Here is a 25,084-nt window from a genome sequence, read left to right as displayed (position 1 = left end):
ATTTAATCCAACTTCAAATGGAAAATTTAGGGTTTCATCTCCCAATTAGTGAACCCATTACAGTATTTGGAATTACCCTTTTGGTGATTTTTATTGTCCCTTTAGTTTTTTCAAAGCTAAAACTTCCTGGCATCATTGGTCTTATTATTGCAGGCATGATACTGGGAACATCTGGACTAAACATTCTTGATAAGGAGAGAAGTATTGAACTACTTGGAAACGTAGGACTAATATATTTAATGTTTTTGGCCGGACTAGAATTAGAGGTTGGAAGTTTTTTAAAAAATCAACGCAAGAACATCACTTTTGGTCTTTTTACCTTTACAATTCCTTTCCTATTTGGTTTTACTATCTGCAAGTATTTTCTGGGGTTTGGTTATTTGCCATCGCTCCTGATTGCAAGCATGTTCTCAACTCAAACCATGATTTCATTCCCAATAGTTTCGCGCCTTCGACTCACAAAAACATTGCCGGTTGAAATATCAATTGGTGGAACAATAATAACCGATACCCTAGTTCTTCTCATTTTTGTTATCATAACATCGTTATCAGCAAATAGCGGTTTAAATGGATTCCTTCTGCTTATACCCAAGATACTGGCATTTGTCCTTTTTATCATTCTTTTACTTCCTCGGTTTACCCACTGGTTTCTGAGAAACCTTTCCTCCGACCAAATGGCTCAATACGTTTTTGTTCTTGCAACAGTATTTACTACCAGTGCAATTGCACGGTTTTTAGGAATTGAACCCATAATAGGGGCCTTCCTGGCAGGAATAGTACTTAACAGGCAAATTCCACCCTCAGCCATGCTCATGAACCGTATCGAGTTTATTGGAAACGCCCTATTTATCCCTATCTTTCTTTTTTACGTTGGAATGCTAATTGACCTAAAAGCTTTTGTAAGCGGATACGAATCGCTTGAGCTATCCGCAATTCTCATATCATTCGCCATAATCTCAAAATGGCTGGCGGCATACCTCACTCAAAAAATATTTAAGCTAAAAACACTCGATCGGCAACTAATTTTTGGTTTGAGCACCGCTCACGCGGCCGCTACCATAGCAATTATTCTGGTTGGTTACAAGATTGGCATTGTGGATATTAATGTGTTGAACGCCACTATTGTGGTGATTTTTGCCTCGTGTGTTGTGAGTGCAATGGTAACCGAAAGGGCTGCAAGGAACTATGCCATAGCCTTCCCGGCTGTAAGTTTTAAACCATACGATACTGAAAAAGTATTGATTCCGGTGGCAAATCCGGCAAACATTGAGTACCTAATTGAGTTTGCAGGATATGTAAACGATCAGACAAAAAAGACCCCCATCACCTTACTAAAGGTAGTAAAAGACGATGATGAAATTCCTAAAGTTAATTACTTGGCAGCTAAAGCAGAAGATATTAGCCATAGCTTTGGAATAGAAACCGAATGGGCTATTCGGGTTGATGTCAACATTTCATCAGGCATAGTGAGGGCCGCCAAGGAAATGCTTGCTTCTAAAATTATTATGGGGTGGTCGGGGAAATACGTTTCATCGCGCCGATGGATTTTTGGGACAATACTCGAAGGGGTTTTAGCCGATGTAAAACAACCCGTTTACATTTGCAGCCTTAAGCAATCAATTGCTCAAATTTCGCAAGTGCATATTTTAATTCCTAGGAATGCTGAGTTTGACCCCGATTTTAAGAACTACATGAAAAGCCTTGAGAGGATTATTAAAAAAACACGTCAACAGGTTACCATCATTGTTGATAAAATTCATACCGAGAATGTTATAGCAGAACTTCCTCCTACATTCAGCAAGCTAAAACCAACCGTAAAGGAAATTAGGAAATGGGAGGAGGGTTTTAACCACCTGAAAGGTATTGATAGTAACGCTCTAGGAATTATAATATCTGCGCGCAAAGGAACTATTGCTTACAATAGCGATATCCAAAACACTCTGATATTCACTAGCCAAATAATCTCCGATAAAAATGTAGTAATTGTTTACCCTGCCATCCACGGTACATCAATTATTGATTCACGTTCATTACTTTCGGGAACTGGCCGCGTGGTAACTGAGAACTAAATTTTTAATGCTATTTGCAGCATCGGTTACACCAACCTTATTAATATCAAATACGTAGGCATCGGTTAGGTTCCACCTTTCCACAACATGCATTAGGTTTTCCCGCCTCACTGTTAGTATCAAAACATTCTTAGTTTTAGTAAGATGATGTTCTATTAGCCCTGCCCACACCTCACCATACAGCTCCATTCGGCCAACCTCATCAATAACCAATATATCATCGGCATTAATAGCAGCCAAATCAGTGGTTAACCGCCCTATAACCCCATCGTTAAACTCGAACGACTTATTAGGCAAACCACAAGTTCCAATCCTACGGCACAACATCAAGTCGGTTCCATCTGGTATAATCCAAAGATTATATCCCTCGCGTAGCGGTGGCGCACCTATACCCCTGGCAATAAATCCCTTAAAACTCAAGCCTTTTTCCTTCCCAAAAATTTCCAGCAGATTTTCTAAATATGTTGATTTTCCTTCACCTAAACCGCCTGTAATGATAAATATAGGCCTATTACCGCACCAACTCGAATTATTAATAACACCCTGAATACTTTTAAGCATTGATGAAGCCGTAAATTTGGATTTCTCAAAAGCTTCCAGGTATATGGGTAAGGCATTAAATGCCATGCTTGATGCATAGTAAACCGGACTTAGAAATCCTCTACTAAAAAGCTGACTAACGGAAGGTTTGGCTAACTCTGTTCCAATTGCAGCTAATGTTACCACAACAAAGATTGCCCTAACAAAAATATATGAGCCATACATTGGAACCAGGATTAACTTGGTTGTGATTAATGGGATAAAAAAAGCAAATGCCAGAACGGGCAATATAAAAATAGGCTTTAATAGCATTCTTCGGGGCCTTTCATAATAGGTTAAAACAAGGGTTGAATATAACCCACCGCCCAAAATGGCAAACCAAGTAGGCAATACTGAGGCAAAAGCAAGATATGACACAAGGACAATTATATGGATTATCAATAGTAAATAAGTTCTGAAATTCAGATTATTGCCAACTCTTGCAAAAACTGTAATTTCAATTGGATTCATAGCAATGGGCAAATTATTTTTCCCTAGGCTATACCCAATCAATGCCGAAATGATACCAAGTGACAAATAAATAATCAGTAAGGTATAAATCAAATAATTGGTTACAATTACATTATCGCTTCCAGTTAATTGGATTAACAAGCTATTAAAAAATTCAACAATGCCTTGTCCGTAAATCATGTATAGTCTAATAGCTTTAAAAAGCGGAATTGAGAGCAGAGCCAAACCTCCACCCAGTAAAAGTCCAAGTACATTTGTGCCCAATATTAGTAATCCTAACTCCATAAGAACCCCTTCAAGTGCAATTCCCACCATTGGAGGTAGAATTACCGCGCTAGGCGATACTGACTTAAGTAAGGCACAAATCAGCGCTGCCCGCCAGAAGAATCCTCTCTGGATTGCCGGTGCCGAAATAGCAGAAACGGTTAATACACCAAGCGATGCAAGTAATGTTCCTGCAGCCATAGGAACCATCAGGTTGTGAAGTACAGAACCCAATGTGATTTCCAGAGCACCCCAAATACTCCCACCTATAATTGCCCTTTGCCACAATGGGCTGAGCTTATATGCCACGCTATTCCCTTCCACCTGGTACTCTTGGATTTTGTACAACAATCAAGTAGTCAATGGCCAGAACAAAAAGCAATACAAACTCTACATCTTGAAATCCTAAAAGGTTTAGGATAATAGTAGCAATGATAAACCCCAAGGTAAAGCGCCTATACCTGTCAACCTTATGTAAATTTTTAACATTCCTAATATAAAACCTCAACCTATGCAAAATAATTGGTACAAATGCCAAGTAGAATAGCCATACTCCCACTTTGTAAAATCCCAATCGAACTATTCCTGCCACTATAAGCAAACCAACAGTAAAAAGAATTAGCTTCCGCTCTGATATTCTGATTTTTCCCATTACTTAAAAAATTGGTACCAAAATTGACAGCAATAATAAAAAAATTAGTTGATGATTTAAGCTATATTTGAATTCTATTGTTAACAATACAAATTTTTACCATCATGCAAAGGATTTTTCTTGTTGTTTTGCTATTCGTTTCTTCTACCCTATTCGCCCAGATTAAACGAAGTGCTAATATCACCAGTAACGAACTTTTATACCACGTAAGCTTTCTGGCTTCCGATAGTTTAAAGGGGCGGCAACCAGGTACAGTTCAGGACAAAATTGCAGCTAAGTATATCCGCGACGAGTTTCGTGAATACGGCCTAACCCTATTAGGCAAAAAAGGGTATCAATTCTTTTCCTTTAAGAATTTTAACCCTGAATTCGAAAAGAAAACCAGCTTAACGATAAATGGTGAGAGGCTTGAGTTCAGTCGCGATTTTTCAGCACCTACTGTAAACGGGTCGGACTCACTCTGCGCCGAAGCAATATTTGTTGGCAAAGGCGATAGTGTTGCATGCTATGAAAACATCAAGGTTCGAAGGAAATGGGCTGTAATTTATTACCCATTAGGTGACTCAAAATACGTTTACTTGAACACTAAACCTATAGAGATTGCTAAAAATCAAGGTGCTGCTGGAATTATTATTGTAAGTAACGACACATTATCAAAGTATATTGATGTTGACTTCCGTTCCCTTCCTAAACTCCCTATTTTCATTCTTTCGCCCGAGGCTTCAGCAAAACTTATTGCACCTATTGGCCAACCCTCCGCTATTGCTCAGCAAATTGCTGAGAACAGGATCCTCTCGCAACCCTTAGGAATTAATGTATGTGGAAAGGTAGCAAAGCTTTATAACTCCATTGAAACCCAGAATGTGGTTGCCATGCTCCGTGGCACCGACCCCAAGTACGCTAATGAATACATTGTAATTGGTGCACATTACGACCATTTAGGAATGGGTGAAATGGGGGGTAGCAGAAACCCCGGCCAACTTGCCGTTCATAATGGAGCCGACGATAACGCTTCAGGCGTTGTGGCCATGCTTGAAATTGCTCAAAAGTTAGCATCGGAACAGAATAAAATTAAGCGTAGCATTGTGTTTGTGGCTTTTGGAGCCGAAGAAAAAGGACTTATAGGCTCGCAACGGTTTGTTGACTCTGCTCTCATTCCGGTTGAAAACATAAAGGCTATGATTAACCTCGATATGGTGGGGCGATTACGCAACCGTGAACTTGAGGTTCACGGGTCAAAAACCTCCCTTGAGGCCGATTCCATTCTGAACGCCCTGAATTCCGATAGTCTTTTCAACCTAAAACTGGTTCCCGATGGCTTTGGCCCTTCCGACCATGCCTCATTCTACTCCAAAAACATACCTGTTTTCTTTATTCACACCGGATTACATGAGGATTACCATACCCCAAACGATGATATAGCACTACTCAACATTGATGGTATGCAAAATGTTTCCGATTACACATACCGCTTGGCCCGAGAACTGGCAACCATGCAAAAACCCCTCACCTTTACAAAATCAAGCACCCGCTCCATTTCATCATCGCGTTCACCAAAAATTAAAGTTAAGCTGGGAATTATGCCCGATGTGAGTGGTGCATCGGACGAGGGACTCAAAGTTATTGGCGTTACCGAAGGTAAGCCTGCCGAAATTGCTGGGATTAAGGTAGGCGACCTGATTATTGCCATAAATCAGAAAAGTATTAAGAATATTTACGATTACACCGAGGCCCTTTCAACCCTTGAACCGGGCACTAAAGCAACTGTTAGAGTTGTAAGGGATAAAGTAGAAATGGAATTAACTGTTGAACTTTAATCATAACCATATCAATTAACCATGAAAAAATATTTAATTTTTTCCCTGGCGCTTACAATAACCCTGGCAGCCGCTGTTTATCAACGCCTCACGGGGCCTACCCATCCTAAACGAGTTAGCTATTTAATTGATAGTGTTGAGTATAAATCCAAGCTGATACGTAGCGGGGAAAGCGATAAGGACACTAAAATTACCCTTCACCTCCCAATAAATGCCATTGCTACTCTACATTACAAGCGATTCAAGGTTAACGAGGATTTTTCATCTATTCCATTTCTTGCAGTTGATGAAAACCGTCAGGAAGCATACCTTCCTAAAATGCCTGCTGCTGCAAAACTCGAATACTATATTGAAATAGTTGAGGGTGCTAACACCCATTTTTTGTTCAAAGAAAATCCTATTACCATAAGATATAAAGACCCGGTGCCTGCTTGGGTCTTAATCCCACATATATTATTCATGTTCTTAGCCATGTTATTCTCGAACCTAACAGGTTTACAGGCTACATTCAACATCCCGTCATACAAACAAAATATCACCGTAAGCCTTGCTTTACTATTTCTAGGTGGTTTAATCCTTGGTCCTATTGTTCAGAAATATGCATTTGGGGCATACTGGACAGGGTTCCCTTTTGGCTATGACCTTACCGATAATAAAACCCTTATTGCTTTTGCAGCATGGCTAATTGCATTTATTACTAATCGCAAAAACAACAGGCCTGTAATGGTTATACTTGCAGCAGTGGTTACCATTATTATTTTCTCAATCCCTCACAGCCTTTTTGGATCGGAACTCGACTATGAAAGTGGAAAAGTGATTACAGGTTTTGTTCACTCATTATGCTTGTTTTAGGCGAACCAGCAAAAAAGAAAGGCCGCTGATTGTAATCAACGGCCTTTTCAATTTTAACCTATATACGATTAGTGCTTGTGCTCACAGGGTTTATCGCAGGTTTCCTTCTGCTCCTTACCGCTGCAGCAACCATCTTTCTTGGTGCTATCGGCAGGCGCGTTAACCTTTGTTGAGTCGCAGCAACTCTTTCCCTCTTCCTTGCTGTGACCACCACAGCATTCAGTTTTTTCTTGGTTTGTGGCATCGCTCGCCTTGGAACCGCAAGATGTCAAAGCTAAACTGCTGACAATAAGTAGCGATGAAGCAATCAATACTATTTTCTTCATTTTACAAGCTGTTTTTGGTTTGAATTTGCAAATAAAACCAATTCAACAAAAATGGGCAAATTTTTAAACATGTTATAAATCAAATCGGTAATTTATACCTAGCCCAAACCATCTGCCAGGTTGATTCACATTTGCTATATCAACATAATGGTTATCAAACAGATTATTCACATCAAAATAGATGTTTAGCCTTTTAAAACTATATCCGGCTCTTACATCTAGAAGCATAACATCGGGATATGGAGTTGGTTTTGATGTGTTAGTATCGATATATTTTAAATACTCACCGTTACGGTCCTGATACCTTAGGGTCCAGTTCAGGAATAGATTTTTAAAGGTATGCTGGGAGTATACGGTTATACAATGCTTAAGGTAATCGAGCACATAGTACGAATCTAGTTCGCTTTTCCCCTTACTGCTTTCAGTGTAAGCGTACGATAGGGTAATCCTATCGGTATAAATATTCAGATTTTTAGTATTCAAGCTAAGATTAATGTTGGTTCCCCAGGAGTTTAATTCTGTGTAGTTAATGGTTGTCCAAACCGTTTCGTTTGCTGGCTTTACCCAGTCGATAATGTCGGTACCCTGCCTGTAAAATAAAGCAATTTCAACCCTTAGGATATTCTGATTCAATTTTAAACCCGATTCATATGTGGTGGCATATTCAGCCTTCAGGTTTGGGTTGCCAATATTGGTAGGTCCCTGGTAGTACAAATCGGTAAAAGTTGGGAGCCTAAACGAACGATTCACCGATGCAAATGGTCTAATATTTTTAAACAGATTGTAGGATAAATCGGCACCCCAAGTCCAAATATCGCCAAACTTATTTGAATGATTATACTGCCCACCAAGCGAGAATGAGAACTGCTCAAAAAAGAAACCCTGGGTGGCGTAAGCCAAAAAATGATTGCGGGAATCGCCCTTTTTGTAGTAAACATTTTCACCCCAAACCTTAACGGAATCGGTCAGTGGGCTTCCAAGCTTGTTGCTCAATATTTCTTCACGTCTCAGCTCAACTCCTGCTTCGGTTTTCCCCCATTGATAATACCGGCCTACCGATAGCTTTCCACCATAAACATCGGTTGCATGGTAGTTGTGGCCGGTATACCACGAGGCTGGATTGGTTCGGAAAAGTTCAAACCTATCGGTATGTTTACGGTAATAACCTGCCGCTTTGACCGTAAAATTGTTCCAGGTTCTATCAAAACCAAGCGAGCCTAAAATAGCCCTGGTTGCCTCATACTGATTGGGATACTTTGGGGTATAAAAGCTATTAGCGCCAAATCCTTTATCCTGGTATCCCGCAAAGAAATTTAGTTCTGATTTGTTGAATGAATAGGATGTATGAAGGTAGACGTTCAGGTTTTTGAAATCGGTATTTTCAATATACCCGTCGCTCCTGTCATATGAGGTTGCTATAAACGAACGAAGATTTTTGCTGCCTATATTTTGCGAAGCCGAAACCTTGGTTAAGCCATACTCCCCTGCAAAGAACGAAAGTTCACCTCTACCGCTGCCATCGGGTTTTGTGATTATGTTAATAGCTCCGGCAAATGCTCCAGCACCATACTCACGTGCTCCGGGGCCTTGTAGAATTTCTATCCTATCAACCGCATCAATGTTTATGGGGATGTTCAGGTTATGATGTCCAGTTTGTGGATCGGTAATGTTGATTCCGTTTAGCAGAACCATAACCTGATCGAACGAACCGCCCCTGAAATTAATGTCGGCCTGAACACCATTTGTTCCACGCTGCCTGATATCAATTGCCGCCACCTGCTCAAGCAACTCGCCAAGCGCGGTGGCCTTAAGTTGCCCCAACTCATCGCGGTTAACAACCCTTACTACCCTAGTAAGCTCCGAATAGGTGCTCGCTTTCTTGCTGGCATTTACTACAACCTCCTCAATATCGACATTTTTTGTTATCGCAACACTATCGGGCTGTGCAAACGTTGCCATTGGCATGGCAAGTAAACAATACGAAAAGGGCAATACCCCGATGGTTACTACCGTTTTAAAACTTTCAAATACTCCGTAACCCTTGTGCGACCATTTGGTAAATCGCTTTACCGCGTTACTGAAAAACATTTTTTTACGCATAGTTTGATTGATTAATTAGTTAAACATTAATTACGTTGAGCATTTAAAACTCAACTCCTGCAAAGGTAAACATTATAAAAAGTATTAATAAACGTACGGAAATGTTTAACAACAAGCAAATAATAATCCTAGAGGTATTCGTGAATTGGAAGAACACACGCGACAGGAGACGCGTGCAAACGATGTGATTTGGTTGATAGTTGGCTAGAGAATCTTAAATGTTGATTCAATGTCGTTTAGTTAGCAAAAATATTCATGCCTGTCATCCTGAGCGGCCTGTCCCGCCCTAGCGGGGAGCGAAGGATCTCTAATCGACCCCATGAGACGTTTCGCTTGCGCGCAACATGATTAAGTGAGTGAGAGAGCCAATGGTATTGTCATTCCGAGCTAGTCGAGGAATCTCCTTCATGTATCCCTTGAACAGCCCCGTAGGGGCGTAATGTTTGTAACCCAAATGCTACCCCCACTAGAATAGCGATGCACGCAATAATTTTTCCAAAGAGTAAAACTGAAACGTTGCATCGCAACAGAAAAGCATGACAAAGAGCAGTTTACATGTTCTTTCTTGTCTTGATACAAGAAAGAACCAAAGAAAATCAAGGCTGAAAAGCCCGACCCGATGGGTGCCCCGCGGGTGGAACTGCCCCGCGATACAATTCGCCACGCCTGTGGCGTGACTCATGTGGTATCGCTTACAAAAACCCACCGCCACGTTCCACCCCCGACCCATTGCCGGGTCAGGCTTTCATGCCACTGCTTGCTTCTTCCGCTCCATTCCCCCTCAGGGAAAAGGGCTGGGGAGAGGTCATATACCATATTCAACCTAGATGACCCCCTAAATCTCCCCTGAGAGGGGAGACTTTAGTCCTGCAATAAGGTCTACTAATGTTTCTCCCCTCTCCTATCAGGAGAGGGCGGGGGTGAGGTCAATTTCATAAACCAACGAGCAACGAACAACGCTTCCAGCCCCGTAGGGGCGTAATATTTGTAACACCATGATTATTCCCACATGTATAGCGATGCACGCAATACTTAAGCCAAAGAGCAAGGGTAAAGCTTTGCATCGCAACAGAAAAAACTGAAAAGAGCGATTTCCAAAAAAAACAATAAGAATAAAAGGGATTAAGGCAAAGCGATGCTTTGGCTAGCTCAGCATGACAAGGGAGCAGAAAGGAAGATAGGGTTTTTGTCATCCCCAACTAAGTCGAGGGATCTCTTCAAAGGATCGAAGAGAAAAGAGCAATGAGATGCTTCGGCGAAGTCTATCCCTATAAATTTGGACTCAGAACGACAGCGTGATGTTTCGCTTGCGCGCAACATGATAAAAGACCTTGACTAAACGACATTGAATTTTGAATCTTGAACCCCGCAGTGCGGGGCGGGCTCTTTAACCTTTATCTTTATCCTTTATCCTTTATCCTTTATCCTTTATCCTCACATCCCCCTCACCTTCTTCTCCCAGTTCCAGGCAGTAAGCAAGGCATACTCAAGAGTGCTTTCGGTTTTCCACCCAAGCTCTTTTTGTGCCAAAGTGGTATCGGCCCAAACCTTTTCAATATCACCAGCCCTGCGCCCCACAATCTCATAGTTCAGCTTAACACCGGTCACATTCTCAAAAGCTTTAACTATTTCAAGCACAGTAATACCCCTACCCGCACCAACATTAAACACCTCGTAGGGGCTGGTACTTCTTCCGTCAATCATCCTCTGCAAGGCCAGCACATGAGCCTTGGCCAAATCCACTACATGAAAATAGTCGCGTATAGCGGTGCCATCGGGTGTATTGTAATCACCTCCAAAAATTTGAAGTTTCTCACGAATTCCGGCAGCAGTTTGAGTAATGAATGGAACAAGGTTATCGGGTTTCCCCAAAGGCAACTCGCCAATCTCAGCTGAAGGATGTGCTCCAATTGGGTTGAAATACCTTAACGCAATGGCTAAAACTCCACTGGTTGAGTTTACTGTATCCTGAATGATATCCTCGCCCACCCTTTTGGTATTTCCATAAGGCGACATAGCTGGTTTACGTGGGGTATGCTCGGTTACCGGTAAAACATCGGGCTGCCCGTAAACTGTACAGGAACTTGAAAACACCATGTATTTGCCCCCAAATTCCTTTAGCATCTGCATCATATTGATGGTTGAAAGCAGGTTATTCCTGTAGTAATCGAGGGGTTTCTCCACACTCTCACCCACAGCTTTCAGCGCTGCAAAATGGATAATCCCTTCGATATTGCCTTCGGCAGAAAAGAGGTTTCGCATGGAAGCTAAGTCCGAACAGTCGGCCTCAACAAGTTTAGGACGTATACCTGTTATCCTTTCAATTCCATCAATTGCCTTTGGCGAAGAGTTTGAAAAGTTATCAACTATAACTACCTCAAAACCGGCATTAATAAGTTCAACCACAGTGTGGGAGCCAATATATCCAGCACCACCGGTAACTAAAATTTTCGACATTGCTTAAAAAATTTGCCCAAAAGTAATATTTTTGTAAGTAGAAAATATAACGAACACTAACGAATACTATCACAATATGAACAACGACCAAATTACACGTCAGCAAACAACCGATGAAATTGATTTGCTTGAACTTTTCAACCGAATGGGACGGGGTATCAAAAAGGGAATACTTTGGGTTTATCGGTTAATATTAGACTTTCTGAAGCTAATACTTAGTAAAACGGTTTGGATTCTAGCCTTTGTAGTTATAGGGCTAATTGTTGCATATGTGCTTTATTCAAACACTCGCCGCTACTACTCTTCGGAAATGACAGCCATATCGAACTCAATTAACAACACCTATGTTGTTAGCTCCATAAACTTGCTTAACGATTTGTTTAAGCAAAGGAATTATTCAATTGCAGCTAGCTACCTTAACATCGATATTTCTCGGGCCCAACAAATTAAATCGGTTGAAGCATTTTACACCATAGATATTAATAAAGACAGAATACCTGATTACACCGATTATAAAAGGCTATACAACCCCAAAGATACCCTAGTAAAAAGGCTCGATAACTACTTTGTAATCCGCTTAGAGGTATACGATGAGGGCGTATTTGCCCAGGTACGCGATGGTATTAAAAGCTACATTTACAAGAATAAATTTGTAGTGGATAACAACACCGAACGTATTAGGCAGAATAAAATACTTATTGAAACCATTGAAAACGAAATTCGTAAATTGGATAGCCTGCAAAAAGTTGAATATTTTGAACTACCTCAAATGCAGAGAGCGTCATCAAACCAAATGGTTGTACTTAATGAAAAGGACAGAAAATTATACCACGATCAGAAGTTAGCCCTAGAAAGGGAAAAACTTAAACTAGAAAAAGACCTTAATATCAACAGCGAGCCAATTACTGTAGTTCAGGATTTTACTCCGCTATCCAAAGCCGAAAACCCCTACTCAAGGTATGCTGTAAAGATTGGTCTATTCTTTGCCATTTTAGGTTTTGCACTTTCAATCATTTGGCAAAACAAAAAGAAGATTTTTGATCATATTTTCAAGAAAAACAGCTAGAGAGCTAATATATCGGGACAAAAAAAGCCAGGTTTTCCCTGGCTTTTTTACTTATATTTCTTAAAAATTGATAATCAGGAAACCTATACCTTACTCCCTTTATAAGATTTTGAAGTAAGAAACAGAAGAAAAAATGTAAAGTAAATTACCCCAAAAACGCGCTCTAGTACTGATTCAAACATAAAGTTTATAGAGATAATAATCAGGAAAAGAAATAATAACATATTCCTATTCTTATAGGCAAACCAGAAACCGTAGCCAATAATAGTTGATAAAAACAATAAGCCTAAAATGCCAGCGCTTACAAGTGTTTGTAAAAATTGGTTATGAGCATTTAACTCGGTAGCAGCCGCATATTCTAAATTGTGATTTTTATAGGCTTCAATAAAACGTTGATTTGTGTCACCTATGCCAACACCAAACATAACCTCATCAATATTTAAATCCTTTAAAATAACAGGCCACATTTTTACCCTTATCATAACCTGGCTTTCATACTCCTCCTTCAATTGGGTATTATTGTCAAATAATATATTAACATAATTAATTATGGTCTTAAATCTAGGATTATCTGAAAGTTCATATATTGTAATAGAGAGTATTACAACCGATGATAGAAATGCAATAAATTGTCCTCTTCGGTTTAAAAGCCATAACCCAATTAATGGAATTATTATTATTAAAGTAACTAAACCTGCTCTTGAGGATGTTAAAATTATACCAAGTATTAATAACAATGATATTGCTGATAGTAAAATTTTAGTAGATATAAATTTACTTAATTTAACAAATTCAAGGGCAAAAACTAAAGCAAGGGTTAAATACATTGCAAAATAGGAAGGGTGATGGGGCTTTACAAACTCTTGATAATAAAAGAGACTACCATACGAAGCGTTATTACTGTGAAAGTTAAATGTTAAAACCCCATTCTCAATGGTTGACGATAAATAGAATGCCCTTAAGAGAAAGAAAAATAAAACCGCAGTGGCAGAGCCAATAAAAGCAAGTTTTATTCGCTTCCTATCATCTTCATCCAGGTCATATGCTAAAAATAATGGTAAAATAAGGATGGAAATCATCCTAAAAATTTTATTATACCCATAAGTTAAATCAGATGAATATAGTAAACTTATGAAATGGATTAACCAAAATAGAATAAGCAAAATATTAAACTTATTACCCAAAATCCCTTTAAAGTAAATTTTTTTATCGATATTATATGCTATGCCCATAATTAGGGCAAATGCTAAGGCATAAAGCGATACCCTGAAATGAATGGGTATTGACATAGCCAAAAGGGTAAGAGAAAAGAGGTAAATAGTTTTCAGACTAATGTTCTTCATAGCATTTATCTAAATATATGATAATTATTAAAACGACAAAACTTTTAGATTAATTTACCTACCCTTTCAGGACGCATTATTATTTTGGTATTGTGCATAACCCAATGCGGTGCGTTGGGTTAAATTGACCTGCCCCATCAGGGCGTGTTAATATTTTGTTACTGTGCGTTACCCAATGCAATGCGTTGGGTTAGATTAACCTGCCCCTTCAGGGCGATTTGTGTTTCTGTTATTCTATAACCAATGCGGTGCGTTGGGTTAAATTGACCTGCCCCATCAGGGCGTGTTAATATTTTGTTACTGTGCATTACCCAATGCAATGCGTTGGGTTAGATTAACCTGCCCCTTCGGGGCGTTTACTTTTTTCTGTTATTCGATACTCAACGCGTTGACTTGGATTCAATTGACCTGCCCTTACGGGGCGGAATATTTAATTGGTTGTTAACTTCGGTTAGGGCTTCTCGGGCTGTAAGCCCAACTCTCGCTAACATTGGGCAACGCCCAATGGAAAGAGAAACCTTCAAATCACCGCCCTGTAAGGGCAGGTAAATTTATCGAAAAAAGACAGATTTTATTGTTTTGAATATTATTAGAAAATAAGTTTTTATATTATAATTCTTTATATAAATTAAATTTAACCTGATTTTTTGGGGTATTAAATATTTTATATAATACTCTTCGGGATTTTTCTTGCTTTCTAAAATTTCATTTTCATTTTTAAAATAAATAGAGGCAAAATCGGTGATACCCGGCTTAATTGACAACACCTTACGTTGATAATCGTTATACAATTCAACATATTTACTAACCTCAGGCCTTGGTCCAACCAAACTCATAGAACCATTCAAAACATTTATGAGTTGCGGTAACTCATCAATTTTATATTTTCTGATAAAACGACCTATACTGGTTATGCGACTATCATTATTCCCTATTGTTATCAATCCTTTTTTATCGGATTCAGTAAACATCGATCGAAACTTCAATAGTGAAAATTTTACTCCATTTTTTCCTATCCTTTGTTGTCGATAAAAAATTGGACCCTTTGAATCGATTTTTATAGCAATTGCAACAATAACAAAAATAGGTGAAAGTAAGATTAATCCGATTAGAGAAAATAATATATCAAAAAAACGAATCATAAAACTACCTTATTATATGCATTTACAAGAGTATCTACAACAAGTTGTACCTGGCTATCGTCTAATTGAGGATAAATGGGTAACGAAATTTCACAACAATAATTTTTATAGGCATTGGGGTAATCATTAATACAATATCCCATCTGCTTAAAAAATGTAAGCATAGGCAAAGGAATAAAATGAACATTTACCGCAACTTTATGATGTGATATTTCATTAATAATCATATCACGTTGTGCTTCGGTTATGTTTTTTATCCTTAATGGGTAAATATGGTAAGAGGTTTCAGTGCTATCATTCTCAAGGCAAGGCAGTAGAGCCCAGTTGTAAGGTTTTAAGAGCCTTTCATAGGTTTTTGCAACACGTTTACGTTCAGGTAATAAAAAATTATTATATTTTCGAATTTGTGCTAGGCCAATTGCTGCAAGCACATCGGGCATATTAACCTTTAGGCCACCAAGCACTATATCGTATTTCCATCCTCCAGCTTTTGTTTTTGTATAGGCGTCTTTTGTTTGTCCGTTAAGTGTCATTAAGCGCATTTCTTTATACTCTTTCTCCTGATCGATACTTTTGGGGAGATTTAATGCAATAGCACCACCCTCGGCAGTAGTAATGTTTTTAACAGCATGAAACGAAAACACAGTTATATCGGCTGCATGCCCCATAGGCAATCCCTTATACTTTGCCCCCAGGGAATGCGCGGCATCGGACAACAGTAGAATACGACCCAGTTTTTCTTGTTTTTTGCTATTTGGTGTAAATTGCCTTAAAGCCTCTGGACTTGATATTACAGCCCTTATCGAATCGTAATCGGCCGGATAACCGGCAATATCAACTGGTATAACAGCTTTGGTTTTTGATGTAATGGCCTTGGATATAGTGTCAGGATCAATAGTAAAATCATCTTTAACATCTACTATGACAGGTTTTGCACCAATATGATAAACAGCAAGGGCGGTTGCAGCATAGGTATATGCAGGTACAATTACCTCATCACCGGCACCAACGCCAAACCACTTAAGCGCAAGCATTAACCCAGATGTTGCTGAATTAACACATAGTACCCCTTTTAAATCCGTTAACTCTTCAACAGCCGATTCAAGTTGCTGCACCTTTGGGCCAGTAGTAATCCAACCTGAAAGAAGTGAATCGTTTACTTCTTTAATAACATCATTGTCAATGAAAGGGGGAGAGAATGGAATTTTCATATTTATCTGCTTAGTTCAACTTCTACTTTATTTCTGGTATGCACTTTTCGTACTGGGAAATCTATAAAACCCTTAATATACCCTAATCCATAACTTACATGCGAAACAAAATAAGCCCACATTACATAGGGAATTAACTTTAAACTGTTTCTTGTAAAGCATTTAAAAGTTGCAAATAGAAGAGAGGAAATTGTATAAATTACAATAACAAAAATCCATAGGTAAAGGAGTGGCATGAAAATTAAACCGCCAAAAGGTAAAAAAAACAATGCAAGGACAAAAATTGTAGGTATATAACGCCTCAGACGAGTGGGACGCCCTAACTTAATGTCAACCAATGGGCCAAAGTAACCATACTGGTAAAACATTTTGAAGAGCTTAGAATAGTTTTCGCGTGCGTAATACTTAATTTTTAAAGAAGGTATTAGATAAATTTTTCCGCCAGTTTTCCTAAGCCGCTCATTGAATTCATTATCCTGGTTCCGAGTTAATTGCTCATCGAATAGCCCAATTCTTTCAAAAATCTCTCTTCGGTAACAACCAAAAGGGACTGTATCAACTTCTATATATTCAACGGATTTGTTATTGTCTAAACGAAAAGTTGCATTCCCAACTCCAAATCTTGATGAAAGGGCAATGGCAATGGATTTTGCTTTTAAAGAACTATTCGCAGGTAACGTTATAACCGAAGCCCCTACATTATCGGCATTTAGCTTAGTTAGGTAATGCACAAGAGTTGAAATATAGTTCTTAGGATACTCGGCATGTACATCAAGCCGGATAATAATATCGCCTTTAGCTTCCTTAATACCAAGATTTAGGGCATAGGGGACAGTCTTATTGTGATTAGTAAGTAATTTAATAAAACCATACTTTTGTGTATAGGAATTAATAATTTCTGTAGTACCATCGGTACTTAGCCCATCAATTAAAAAGATTTCAAGTAAATCCTTGTTATAATCCTGCTCTAATATCGAATTAATTGCCTTAGAAATAAAGGCTCTCTCATTTCTTACAGGAACAATGATTGAAACAAAATTAAGATTCATAATTTTTTCTATTAATTTAAATAATAAATTGTTTTAACTACACTACGCAGTAATCCTCAACGAGTACTCATTTATAGTACAATTCATTTCTTTCTTAACCTAAAATAGTTAGTTAACTCATTGAAAAAAAACTTCAAACACTACCATTTTCTAAAACTTACTGACTAAAAATAATTTTTTCATAAAATAGTTTTCCCTCAAGTAAAATTAATATAGTTATTTTAACCATAAAGTTTTATTTGCAAATTTTAATTTGAAAGCAAATGTTCATATAATTGAAAAGTTTTTTGTTGGATATTTTCCCATTCATAATTTTTAACAACGTTGTTCCATCCTTCAAAATTATTTAACACATCATCTATCAATTTTCTATTACTTACTAAAAGTTTCAATTTTTCTGATAATGAAACAGAATCACCTGCACGAATTTTCCAACCAATCTTACCATATTTTAAAGGATCTGATAATCCACCCGCATCCGATACTAAAACTGGCTTACGTAAACCGATTGCCGTAAGCAAAACGCCGCTTTGCGAAATTTTACGATAAGGTAAGAGCACAACATCTGCCAATGACATGTAAGTAACAAATGTTAAATCATCAATAAATTTATTTTCTATAATTACATTTTGTAGTTTTACTAATTCTTCTATTCTTGGAATTGAGCCTTTGCCAGCAATTAATAAAATAATACTTTCATTATTTCTTAAATCAGGTGTATCCAACCATACATTAACTAAAATATCAATTCCTTTATAATAATGCTGGGAACCAAGACTAACAAATACGGTTTTGTTTTCCAGTTTATGTAAGAAATCTAAACTATTAAGTTTTTTTTGGATATCATTTGAAGAGAATGGGTACTTTAAAATACCATGTGGGATAACAATAAATTTGTCAGTATTCGATGAAGTAAGTTTTTTGATTTCAGCAAGAGAATTTTCTGTATGTAAAATAATAGAGTCAAACAAAAGATATAATTTACAAAAATATTTTTTATCTTTTTCTTTGAAATTATGAGGAAGAACATTATGAGCTGTATGAACTAACTTTATTTTTGGATAAAATAATTTTATTAGTTTGTAGTAATATAATTCGAAAACAGGTAAACGAAACCACTGAACATGAATTAAATTAATTTTATAAAATTTAACAAAAATAAACAGTTGAAACATTGAAATAAGATATGATATAACTTTAGCGATACCTTTTTTATCATTATAGTTGAAAATCCTTTTAATTACTCCACCATTTAGATATTGTGTTATTAGTTTCGTGCTACAGAAAAAATATATTTTAAATTTTTTATTATTTGATAATAAAGCAACATCATACATTTCTAAATTATTATAAGACATTGGATCAATATATGCCAGTACTTTCATAATTAAAATTTAGTTGATTCTAAGAAAAATAATCTAAAAATAAAAACTTTAAAACAATTTAAAATTCTATTAAATTTAAATATTTTTAAAAAAAATATATAGATAGTTGGCTTGTAATGACAGAATAATTCTCGAAGAGATTTTTCCATATCCAATTTGCCTTTATTTTGGCCTGAATGCAATCGATAATAAAACAAACTTTTATAAATATATTTATATTTACATTTATGCAACGTTGAATTTAATAAAAGTCCGTAATCATCAGTTCCTTTATGAATTAATTCAGGGAATCCTTTAATCTTTTTAAATGTCTCAGCTGAGATAAGATATTGACCAGGGGAATAAATATAATTACCTGCTAGAAAAAAACGCAAGGCCCAAAGATTACCATAATTACTTATGATTTTTATAAATAATTTTTTATAATAGTTTTTTATTTTTCCATTTCTCACTAACTTAATATTAGCTATTACAAAATCGACCTTACTGTCCGAAAAAAAAGGAATCATTCTACTGTAAAACTTGTCATCAATATAATCATCTTGATCTATAAAATGCAACACATTTCCTTTAGAATTCTCAAAACCTATATTCCTAGATTTAGCTTGACCAACATTAACTTCATTATTAATTATAGTTATAAGATTCATATATTTTCTGCTAATTTCAAAAACTCTTTTATCTATAACTACATTAGGCTCATCATTAACTATAATAATCTGACAAATTTCAAATTCTGTTTTATTTGCTTTTTCGATATTCGCAAAAATTGAATTCAGAAGATTTTTGAAATACATCCAATTATTATCTGATAAAACATTATAAACAGGTATAATTACAGAAATTTTTACCATATGCTAAAATTTAAATCATTTAATCCTAAAAAAAACAGCGAAAAAAAATGAAAAAAGTAAAGCGACAAAGTAACTGCCAAAACTAAAAATATTATATATTGGAGTAAAGAAAATCCATGTAATAAAAAACATTTGTAATACAATAAATTCTAAAGTTTTATATTTAAAAACATTACCTATAACTATACCATAAAAAATTGGAATAAAAACAAGACCTAAATATGAAAAATCTTCAATTAAATATTTTATAATAGTGTATACATTATACTTAAATGGTATATACACAGGTACTTCATAAAGAGAAGCGGTTTGAAATCCAAATATGCGGCCTAGAATATTATAAATTGGTAAAAATAATTGCTTTCCAAAAGTAAGCTGATGATCTTCTTTTAAATAGGCATCTAAAGCATATAAACTACTAAAATAGTATACAAAAACTACTAAAAATATATTAAATATATTTGGTATATGAAATTTAATTGGGATTTTATTTAGTGTTGCAGAAAAATTGTCAAAAGATCCCCTAATAAGCCTTGGTAAATTCAATAGATAAATTAGAATTAAAATAATAAAAACATTTCTAATATTAATAATTTTAACATTGTTAATTAACAAAATAGCAGTTAATAAAAATATATTAAATAAAATTGAGACTCTACCAAACATTATAAAACTATCTAAAATAGCAGTAATAAATGAAAATACAGCTAAAAACATATAAATTTTTCTCTTTCTACTAATATATAATACTAACATTAACGCAAAACTAAAGTGTTGTATGCCAGTTAAATAACCTGCTAAAAGTGGGTAAAGATTAATTTCCCTTTTAATAAATTTCCATCTTATATCATCAGCAGTTTCGATTACTTTTTTTATGCTTCCTGCATATTCAACAACTGTACTTAATTTATAAATTGTTAAAGAAAATGAAAACAAAACAAGTAAAAATGATAATAGTTCTATATTATTAATAATAATTTTTTGTTTTAGAATTAATCTTGGTGTTTTAAGTCCAATTGAAATTCCTAAGAGTAGAAAAAATACATAAGTACTATAAATTAAAATTACTTTAAATGAAATATCATTATAATCAATAATATTACTACCTGCAAGTGTAAATAAAAAATAGAGAATATAAAAATAAAATACAAATTTTAATATACTAAATTTAGTATTATTCATGACTTATATCTTACATAATTTTAGAAAAAAATCCTATATTATAAAATTTAAAAACTATTAAAATTAGAAGTAACAATTCAGAAAAAAGAAAAGCTATTGAAGCACCAATGTCAAATAAAAACAACGACAACACGAAACAAGAAACTAAACTAAAAAAAGAAACATATATTATGAACTTTTTAAAAACTTTATCTAATTTTAAGTTAATTAATCCAATTATTCCTAAATAATAATTTAGCATACCTACCAAAATAATAGGACTTAGAATTCTGATATTTAAAGCAACTCTTTCATATCCTGAACCGAGATAAGAATAAACTATATCATCAGCAAATATAATTACAATTAAAAAAATCAATATAAAAATAAAACTTAAATATTTCAAACCTCTAAAAAATATTTTTGTTTCTTTAATTATTTTATTCTTGCTGAAATAAGGGAACAAGGCATACGTTATAGGCTGACTTAAACTTTGTATGGCCTTTACTAATCTTTCAGCTATTCCATAGTAACTAGAGAATGTATAATTACTAATTGCTGATAGAATCAACAAGTTTGAATCTCTGTAAATTGAGATCAAAATTGTTGAAATAAATATATTCCAACCTTTTTTAAATTGTTCCAAAGCCCCCTTAAATGATGCAATTTTCAGAGTAATCCCAAATTTTAAATAAATGATCACCATACTTATGAAGCCAGATATTAAGTAAGAAATAGAATCGAATAGCATTAAAAAAAAATAATCACTCCTCTTTTTTAAAAAAATAATTGTTAATAAAAAAGAAATTAACTTAGAACTTATAACAATAAGTGTTATAAGTTTCATGTCTTGCATTCCTTGGTAAAACCAAAGAGATTGCATTGAATAACCAATCAATACCCCAATTCCATATAAATAAAGTAATGGTGTTTGAGTAAACCAAATGGAAAAAACTAATAAAAATATTACAGTTAGTAACATTAATATTAACCTAGCTAAAAAAATTTCTGAATATAATATTTGTATTTTATTTTTTGAATTTTCAGTATCAGCAATATCACGAACCCCAGTAAATTGAAAACCATAATCAATTATAATTAATAAATACTGTATTACTGCAAATGCTGTAATATATCGTCCATAATTTTCAGAACCAATAATATTAAGTATAAAAGGTATAATTATAATTGGGAAAAAATAACCAACAACTTTAATAAAACTTAATGAAAAAATATTAACAACTAATCTTTTTAAAGCATAATTATTTTTAATTTTTCTAATAAAATAAAACATAATTAAAAATTTATATTAAATTCTATTTTCTGCCTTACACTCTTAATAAGGATTGTGAGTCTTAGACATAGCATCACACTGATTGAAATAAGTAATTAATTCGTTTACTTTATTAATTAATATTTTGTAGGTACCTAACAACTTAATGGTTCCTGCTTCAACGACCTCCAGTCGGGTACCAAAAACAATAAGTATTTTCTTTTTCATCTTTTATTTTCTTACCCCACAAAAATCTAATTCAATCTTGGTATTATTTCTTTCAATATGTTTATACTGCTTGTGTGATACCAGAAAAACTACTATATCTGCTTTTTCGTATGCATCAATATAATTAATGTTTTTAATATCTTTATATTGAATAACATTTGGTTCATTTACCAGAAAATCTGCATTTAAATTGCTGTTTGATGTTAACAGTTCTACCACTTCAACTGCCGGTGACTCCCTTAAATCATCAATATCGGGTTTAAATGCTAACCCCATTAAAGCAACTACAGGTTTACGATTATACTTACTGTTAAATTCAAGAATACTCTTTTTTATTTGTTCAATAACCCATAAAGGCTTGTAATTATTAATTTCGCGTGCTGTTCTAATTATACGAGCTTCATTAGGAAAGTCGTTTACAATAAACCAAGGATCAATTGCAATGCAGTGACCTCCAACCCCTGTTCCGGGCCAAAGAATATTAACCCTTGGATGTTTATTGGCTAATTGTATTAACTCCCAAACATTAATGCCGGCTTTATCACAAATTAGCGAAAGCTCATTAGCAAATGCAATATTTACATCTCGAAATGAATTCTCAGTCAACTTACACATCTCAGCTGTTCGAGCATTTGTGGGATGAAGTTGAGACTTAACAAATAAACTGTAAAATTTAATCGCTTCAGCTGTAGATTGGGTATTTATTCCTCCTATTACCCTATCGTTATTTTCTAGTTCATAAATCACATTTCCTGGCAAAACGCGTTCGGGACAGTAAGCAATATATACTTTTTCTTTAAGTTCGGGTCTAGAAGCAAAAATTAGTTCAGCCATTTTTTCTGTAGTACCAACTGGACTTGTTGATTCAATAATAAACAAATTACCTTCTCTAAGAAATGGGATAACGCTTTTAGTAGCCATTTCAACATATGAAATATCAGGCTCATAATTTCCCTTAAACGGAGTAGGTACGGCAATAACAAAAACATCTGCAAAGTCAGGTTTTACTTGGGCTTTAAGGTTACCACTTTCAACTACATGTTTTACAAGGCCATCTAAATCAGGCTCAACAATATGAATTTTACCTTTATTAATTGTTTCAACAACTTTTTCGTTAATGTCGACACCTACTACCTTAATATTATTCTTTGCAATCAATGCAGCGGTGGGCAAACCAATATAGCCTAACCCTAAAAATACAACTTTAGATTTTTCTGAAATCATGTCTTTGTTTTTTAAGTTATTATTTATTACTGTAATTTTCCCTATACCATTCCACAAACTGTTTAACACCGTACTTAATATCGGTATCTGGTCTATAATCGAGATCGTCAACCAGATCGCTCACATCGGCCCAGGTGGCAGGAACATCGCCGGGCTGCATGGGCAGAAAATTCTTTGTGGCCCTTTTGCCCAGGGCATCCTCAATGGCCTCGATAAAGTCAAGCAGCTTTACGGGTTTGCTATTGCCGATGTTATATACACGGTAGGGGGCAACGGAGGTACCCGGGTCGGGTTGCTTGCCCGACCAACCAGGGGTTCCTGCTGGCGGGCTGTCTATAACCCTCACCACTCCCTCCACAATATCATCAATGTAGGTGAAGTCGCGGCTCATGTTCCCATTGTTGAACACGTCAATTGGTTTGCCTTCCAGAATAGCCTTGGTAAACAGGAATAGCGCCATGTCGGGGCGGCCCCAGGGGCCATAAACGGTAAAAAACCTTAATCCGGTTGTGGGAATGCCATACAAGTAGCTGTAGGTGTGGGCCATCAGCTCGTTGCTCTTCTTGCTAGCGGCATAGAGGCTTACCGGGTGGTCAACGTTGTGATGAACGGAGAAGGGCATTTCCTCGTTTAGCCCATATACGCTGGAGCTGCTGGCGTAAGCCAAATGCTTTACACCATTGTGCCTACATCCCTCCAGAATGTTCAAAAAGCCGTTGATATTACTATCGATATAGGTAAACGGGTTCTGGATGCTGTACCGCACTCCGGCCTGGGCAGCCAGGTTGCATACCCTATCGAATTTTTCTGTGGCAAATAATTTTAGTATGGCTTCCCTATCCTCTAGCTTTAGCTGGATAAAGCGGTAGTTTGGATAGATTGTACTCTGTACAAACTTACCGTATTCAATTTCACTACGTTCAATTCCTGTAATCTCCAGCCTGGAGTATTTCAGGTTTACATCGTAGTAATCGTTAATGCAATCGAGCCCTACCACCTCATCGCCACGTTCAAGTAAACGCTTGGCAAGGTGGAAGCCAATAAAACCTGCGGTGCCGGTGAGAAGGAACTTCATTGATTTAAGATTTAAGATTCAAAATTCAAGATTCAAAATTCAAAATTCAAAATTCAAAATTCAAGATTCAAAATTCAAAATTCAAGATTCAAGAACCTGTCCCGCCTTAGCGGGATTCAAAATTCAAGGTTTATATTTAATTCCTTTATAATCTGATTTTTTTAGATATGATATGAATCCTGATAGTTTTTTACTAATTGATAAAAGCATTTCAACTACGCGATCACATTCTTGCTTTGTAATATAACCAAAATCAAATGCTCTATAAATCTGAGATCTTGTTTCTCCACAAGAGCCTTTAGATATAAATAAAAATTGAATTAATTCTTTATTCCCTCCACGCTCAAATCCCTCGGCAATATTGTCCATGATTGAACCACTTGATGAAAGAATCTGATTTCTTAAAATATAATCTTTCGCAAATTTTTCATTATCGCATAAACCTTTTATAATACTGCATAATTCTCTTGCATCTTGCCAAATATC

The 25,084-nt window shown here is 35.8% G+C and carries 21 protein-coding genes; 5 read left to right on the top strand and 16 right to left on the bottom strand.

Annotation, left to right across the window (positions count from 1 at the left end):
• Positions 1 to 17: 17 nt before the first annotated feature.
• Complete coding sequence (locus tag WHS63_RS04470) at positions 18 to 2,069, top strand: cation:proton antiporter domain-containing protein (protein ID WP_445204075.1); 2,052 nt, start codon at positions 18 to 20, stop codon at positions 2,067 to 2,069.
• Here the strand turns inward: WHS63_RS04470 and WHS63_RS04465 are convergent.
• Entirely contained in the window at positions 2,031 to 3,707 is a 1,677-nt protein-coding gene (locus WHS63_RS04465) for a nucleoside-triphosphatase (protein ID WP_445204074.1), read from the bottom strand. The genes WHS63_RS04470 and WHS63_RS04465 overlap by 39 nt on opposite strands.
• Positions 3,694 to 4,035 (bottom strand): hypothetical protein, encoded by a 342-nt coding sequence (locus WHS63_RS04460; RefSeq protein ID WP_445202778.1) that lies wholly within the window; start codon positions 4,033 to 4,035, stop codon positions 3,694 to 3,696. The genes WHS63_RS04465 and WHS63_RS04460 overlap by 14 nt, the downstream gene beginning before the upstream one ends.
• Before the next feature lie 104 nt (positions 4,036 to 4,139).
• Between WHS63_RS04460 and WHS63_RS04455 the strand changes: the two genes are divergently transcribed.
• Together WHS63_RS04455 and WHS63_RS04450 are read left to right on the top strand one after the other, a co-directional pair.
• On the top strand, positions 4,140 to 5,852 hold the full coding sequence (locus WHS63_RS04455) for a M20/M25/M40 family metallo-hydrolase (protein WP_445204073.1): 1,713 nt from the start codon (positions 4,140 to 4,142) through the stop codon (positions 5,850 to 5,852).
• A 21-nt stretch (positions 5,853 to 5,873) separates the two neighbouring features.
• On the top strand, positions 5,874 to 6,704 hold the full coding sequence (locus WHS63_RS04450; protein WP_445204072.1) for a hypothetical protein: 831 nt from the start codon (positions 5,874 to 5,876) through the stop codon (positions 6,702 to 6,704).
• A 68-nt stretch (positions 6,705 to 6,772) separates the two neighbouring features.
• Here the strand turns inward: WHS63_RS04450 and WHS63_RS04445 are convergent, their stop codons facing one another.
• Entirely contained in the window at positions 6,773 to 7,030 is a 258-nt protein-coding gene (locus WHS63_RS04445; protein ID WP_445202781.1) for a hypothetical protein, read from the bottom strand.
• A gap of 72 nt (positions 7,031 to 7,102) precedes the next feature.
• Positions 7,103 to 9,118: a TonB-dependent receptor gene (locus tag WHS63_RS04440; RefSeq protein WP_445204071.1), complete on the bottom strand. Its 2,016-nt coding sequence runs from the start codon at positions 9,116 to 9,118 to the stop codon at positions 7,103 to 7,105.
• A gap of 631 nt (positions 9,119 to 9,749) precedes the next feature.
• Here WHS63_RS04440 and WHS63_RS04435 point away from each other — a divergent pair.
• A complete protein-coding gene (locus tag WHS63_RS04435) occupies positions 9,750 to 9,980 on the top strand; it encodes a hypothetical protein (protein WP_445204070.1) in 231 nt (76 codons plus the stop codon).
• A gap of 584 nt (positions 9,981 to 10,564) precedes the next feature.
• On the opposite strand, the gene galE is transcribed toward WHS63_RS04435, so the two are convergent.
• On the bottom strand, positions 10,565 to 11,587 hold the full coding sequence (galE, locus tag WHS63_RS04430; RefSeq protein WP_445204069.1) for a UDP-glucose 4-epimerase GalE: 1,023 nt from the start codon (positions 11,585 to 11,587) through the stop codon (positions 10,565 to 10,567).
• Positions 11,588 to 11,663: 76 nt separating this feature from the next.
• Here galE and WHS63_RS04425 point away from each other — a divergent pair, with 76 nt between their 5' ends.
• Positions 11,664 to 12,653, top strand: coding sequence for a hypothetical protein (locus tag WHS63_RS04425; protein ID WP_445204068.1), 990 nt, complete (start codon positions 11,664 to 11,666; stop codon positions 12,651 to 12,653).
• 83 nt (positions 12,654 to 12,736) lie between these two features.
• Here WHS63_RS04425 and WHS63_RS04420 read toward each other — a convergent pair whose 3' ends face one another.
• From WHS63_RS04420 to WHS63_RS04370, 11 genes are all read right to left on the bottom strand, one after another.
• Positions 12,737 to 13,996, bottom strand: coding sequence for an O-antigen ligase family protein (locus WHS63_RS04420; protein ID WP_445204067.1), 1,260 nt, complete (start codon positions 13,994 to 13,996; stop codon positions 12,737 to 12,739).
• A 551-nt stretch (positions 13,997 to 14,547) separates the two neighbouring features.
• Entirely contained in the window at positions 14,548 to 15,138 is a 591-nt protein-coding gene (locus tag WHS63_RS04415) for a sugar transferase (RefSeq protein ID WP_445204066.1), read from the bottom strand.
• Complete coding sequence (locus WHS63_RS04410; protein ID WP_445204065.1) at positions 15,135 to 16,349, bottom strand: DegT/DnrJ/EryC1/StrS family aminotransferase; 1,215 nt, start codon at positions 16,347 to 16,349, stop codon at positions 15,135 to 15,137. Before WHS63_RS04410 ends, WHS63_RS04415 begins: the two co-directional genes overlap by 4 nt.
• Before the next feature lie 2 nt (positions 16,350 to 16,351).
• Positions 16,352 to 17,398 (bottom strand): glycosyltransferase family 2 protein, encoded by a 1,047-nt coding sequence (locus WHS63_RS04405; protein WP_445204064.1) that lies wholly within the window; start codon positions 17,396 to 17,398, stop codon positions 16,352 to 16,354.
• Positions 17,399 to 17,646: 248 nt separating this feature from the next.
• Complete coding sequence (locus tag WHS63_RS04400) at positions 17,647 to 18,783, bottom strand: glycosyltransferase (RefSeq protein ID WP_445204063.1); 1,137 nt, start codon at positions 18,781 to 18,783, stop codon at positions 17,647 to 17,649.
• A 2-nt stretch (positions 18,784 to 18,785) separates the two neighbouring features.
• The gene (locus WHS63_RS04395; RefSeq protein ID WP_445204062.1) at positions 18,786 to 19,637 is read right to left on the bottom strand and encodes a glycosyltransferase family 2 protein; all 852 of its coding nucleotides are present in this window, start codon (positions 19,635 to 19,637) and stop codon (positions 18,786 to 18,788) included.
• Positions 19,638 to 19,652: 15 nt separating this feature from the next.
• Positions 19,653 to 20,819, bottom strand: coding sequence for an O-antigen polymerase (locus WHS63_RS04390; RefSeq protein WP_445204061.1), 1,167 nt, complete (start codon positions 20,817 to 20,819; stop codon positions 19,653 to 19,655).
• Between the two features lie 10 nt (positions 20,820 to 20,829).
• A complete protein-coding gene (locus tag WHS63_RS04385) occupies positions 20,830 to 22,092 on the bottom strand; it encodes an oligosaccharide flippase family protein (protein ID WP_445204060.1) in 1,263 nt (420 codons plus the stop codon).
• A gap of 210 nt (positions 22,093 to 22,302) precedes the next feature.
• Positions 22,303 to 23,523, bottom strand: coding sequence for a UDP-N-acetyl-D-mannosamine dehydrogenase (wecC, locus tag WHS63_RS04380; protein ID WP_445204059.1), 1,221 nt, complete (start codon positions 23,521 to 23,523; stop codon positions 22,303 to 22,305).
• Between the two features lie 19 nt (positions 23,524 to 23,542).
• Positions 23,543 to 24,598, bottom strand: a complete 1,056-nt coding sequence (locus WHS63_RS04375) for an NAD-dependent epimerase (RefSeq protein ID WP_445204058.1) — start codon at positions 24,596 to 24,598, stop codon at positions 23,543 to 23,545.
• A gap of 123 nt (positions 24,599 to 24,721) precedes the next feature.
• A partial coding sequence (locus tag WHS63_RS04370) for a four helix bundle protein (protein ID WP_445204057.1) occupies positions 24,722 to 25,084 on the bottom strand: 363 nt, incomplete at its 5' end.

Source organism: Tenuifilum sp. (assembly GCF_037481895.1).
Taxonomy (GTDB): Bacteria; Bacteroidota; Bacteroidia; order Bacteroidales; family Tenuifilaceae; genus Tenuifilum; species Tenuifilum osseticum.
Note: the sequence above shows the minus strand (reverse complement) of the source record. Positions and strands in the feature narration are given on the sequence as shown.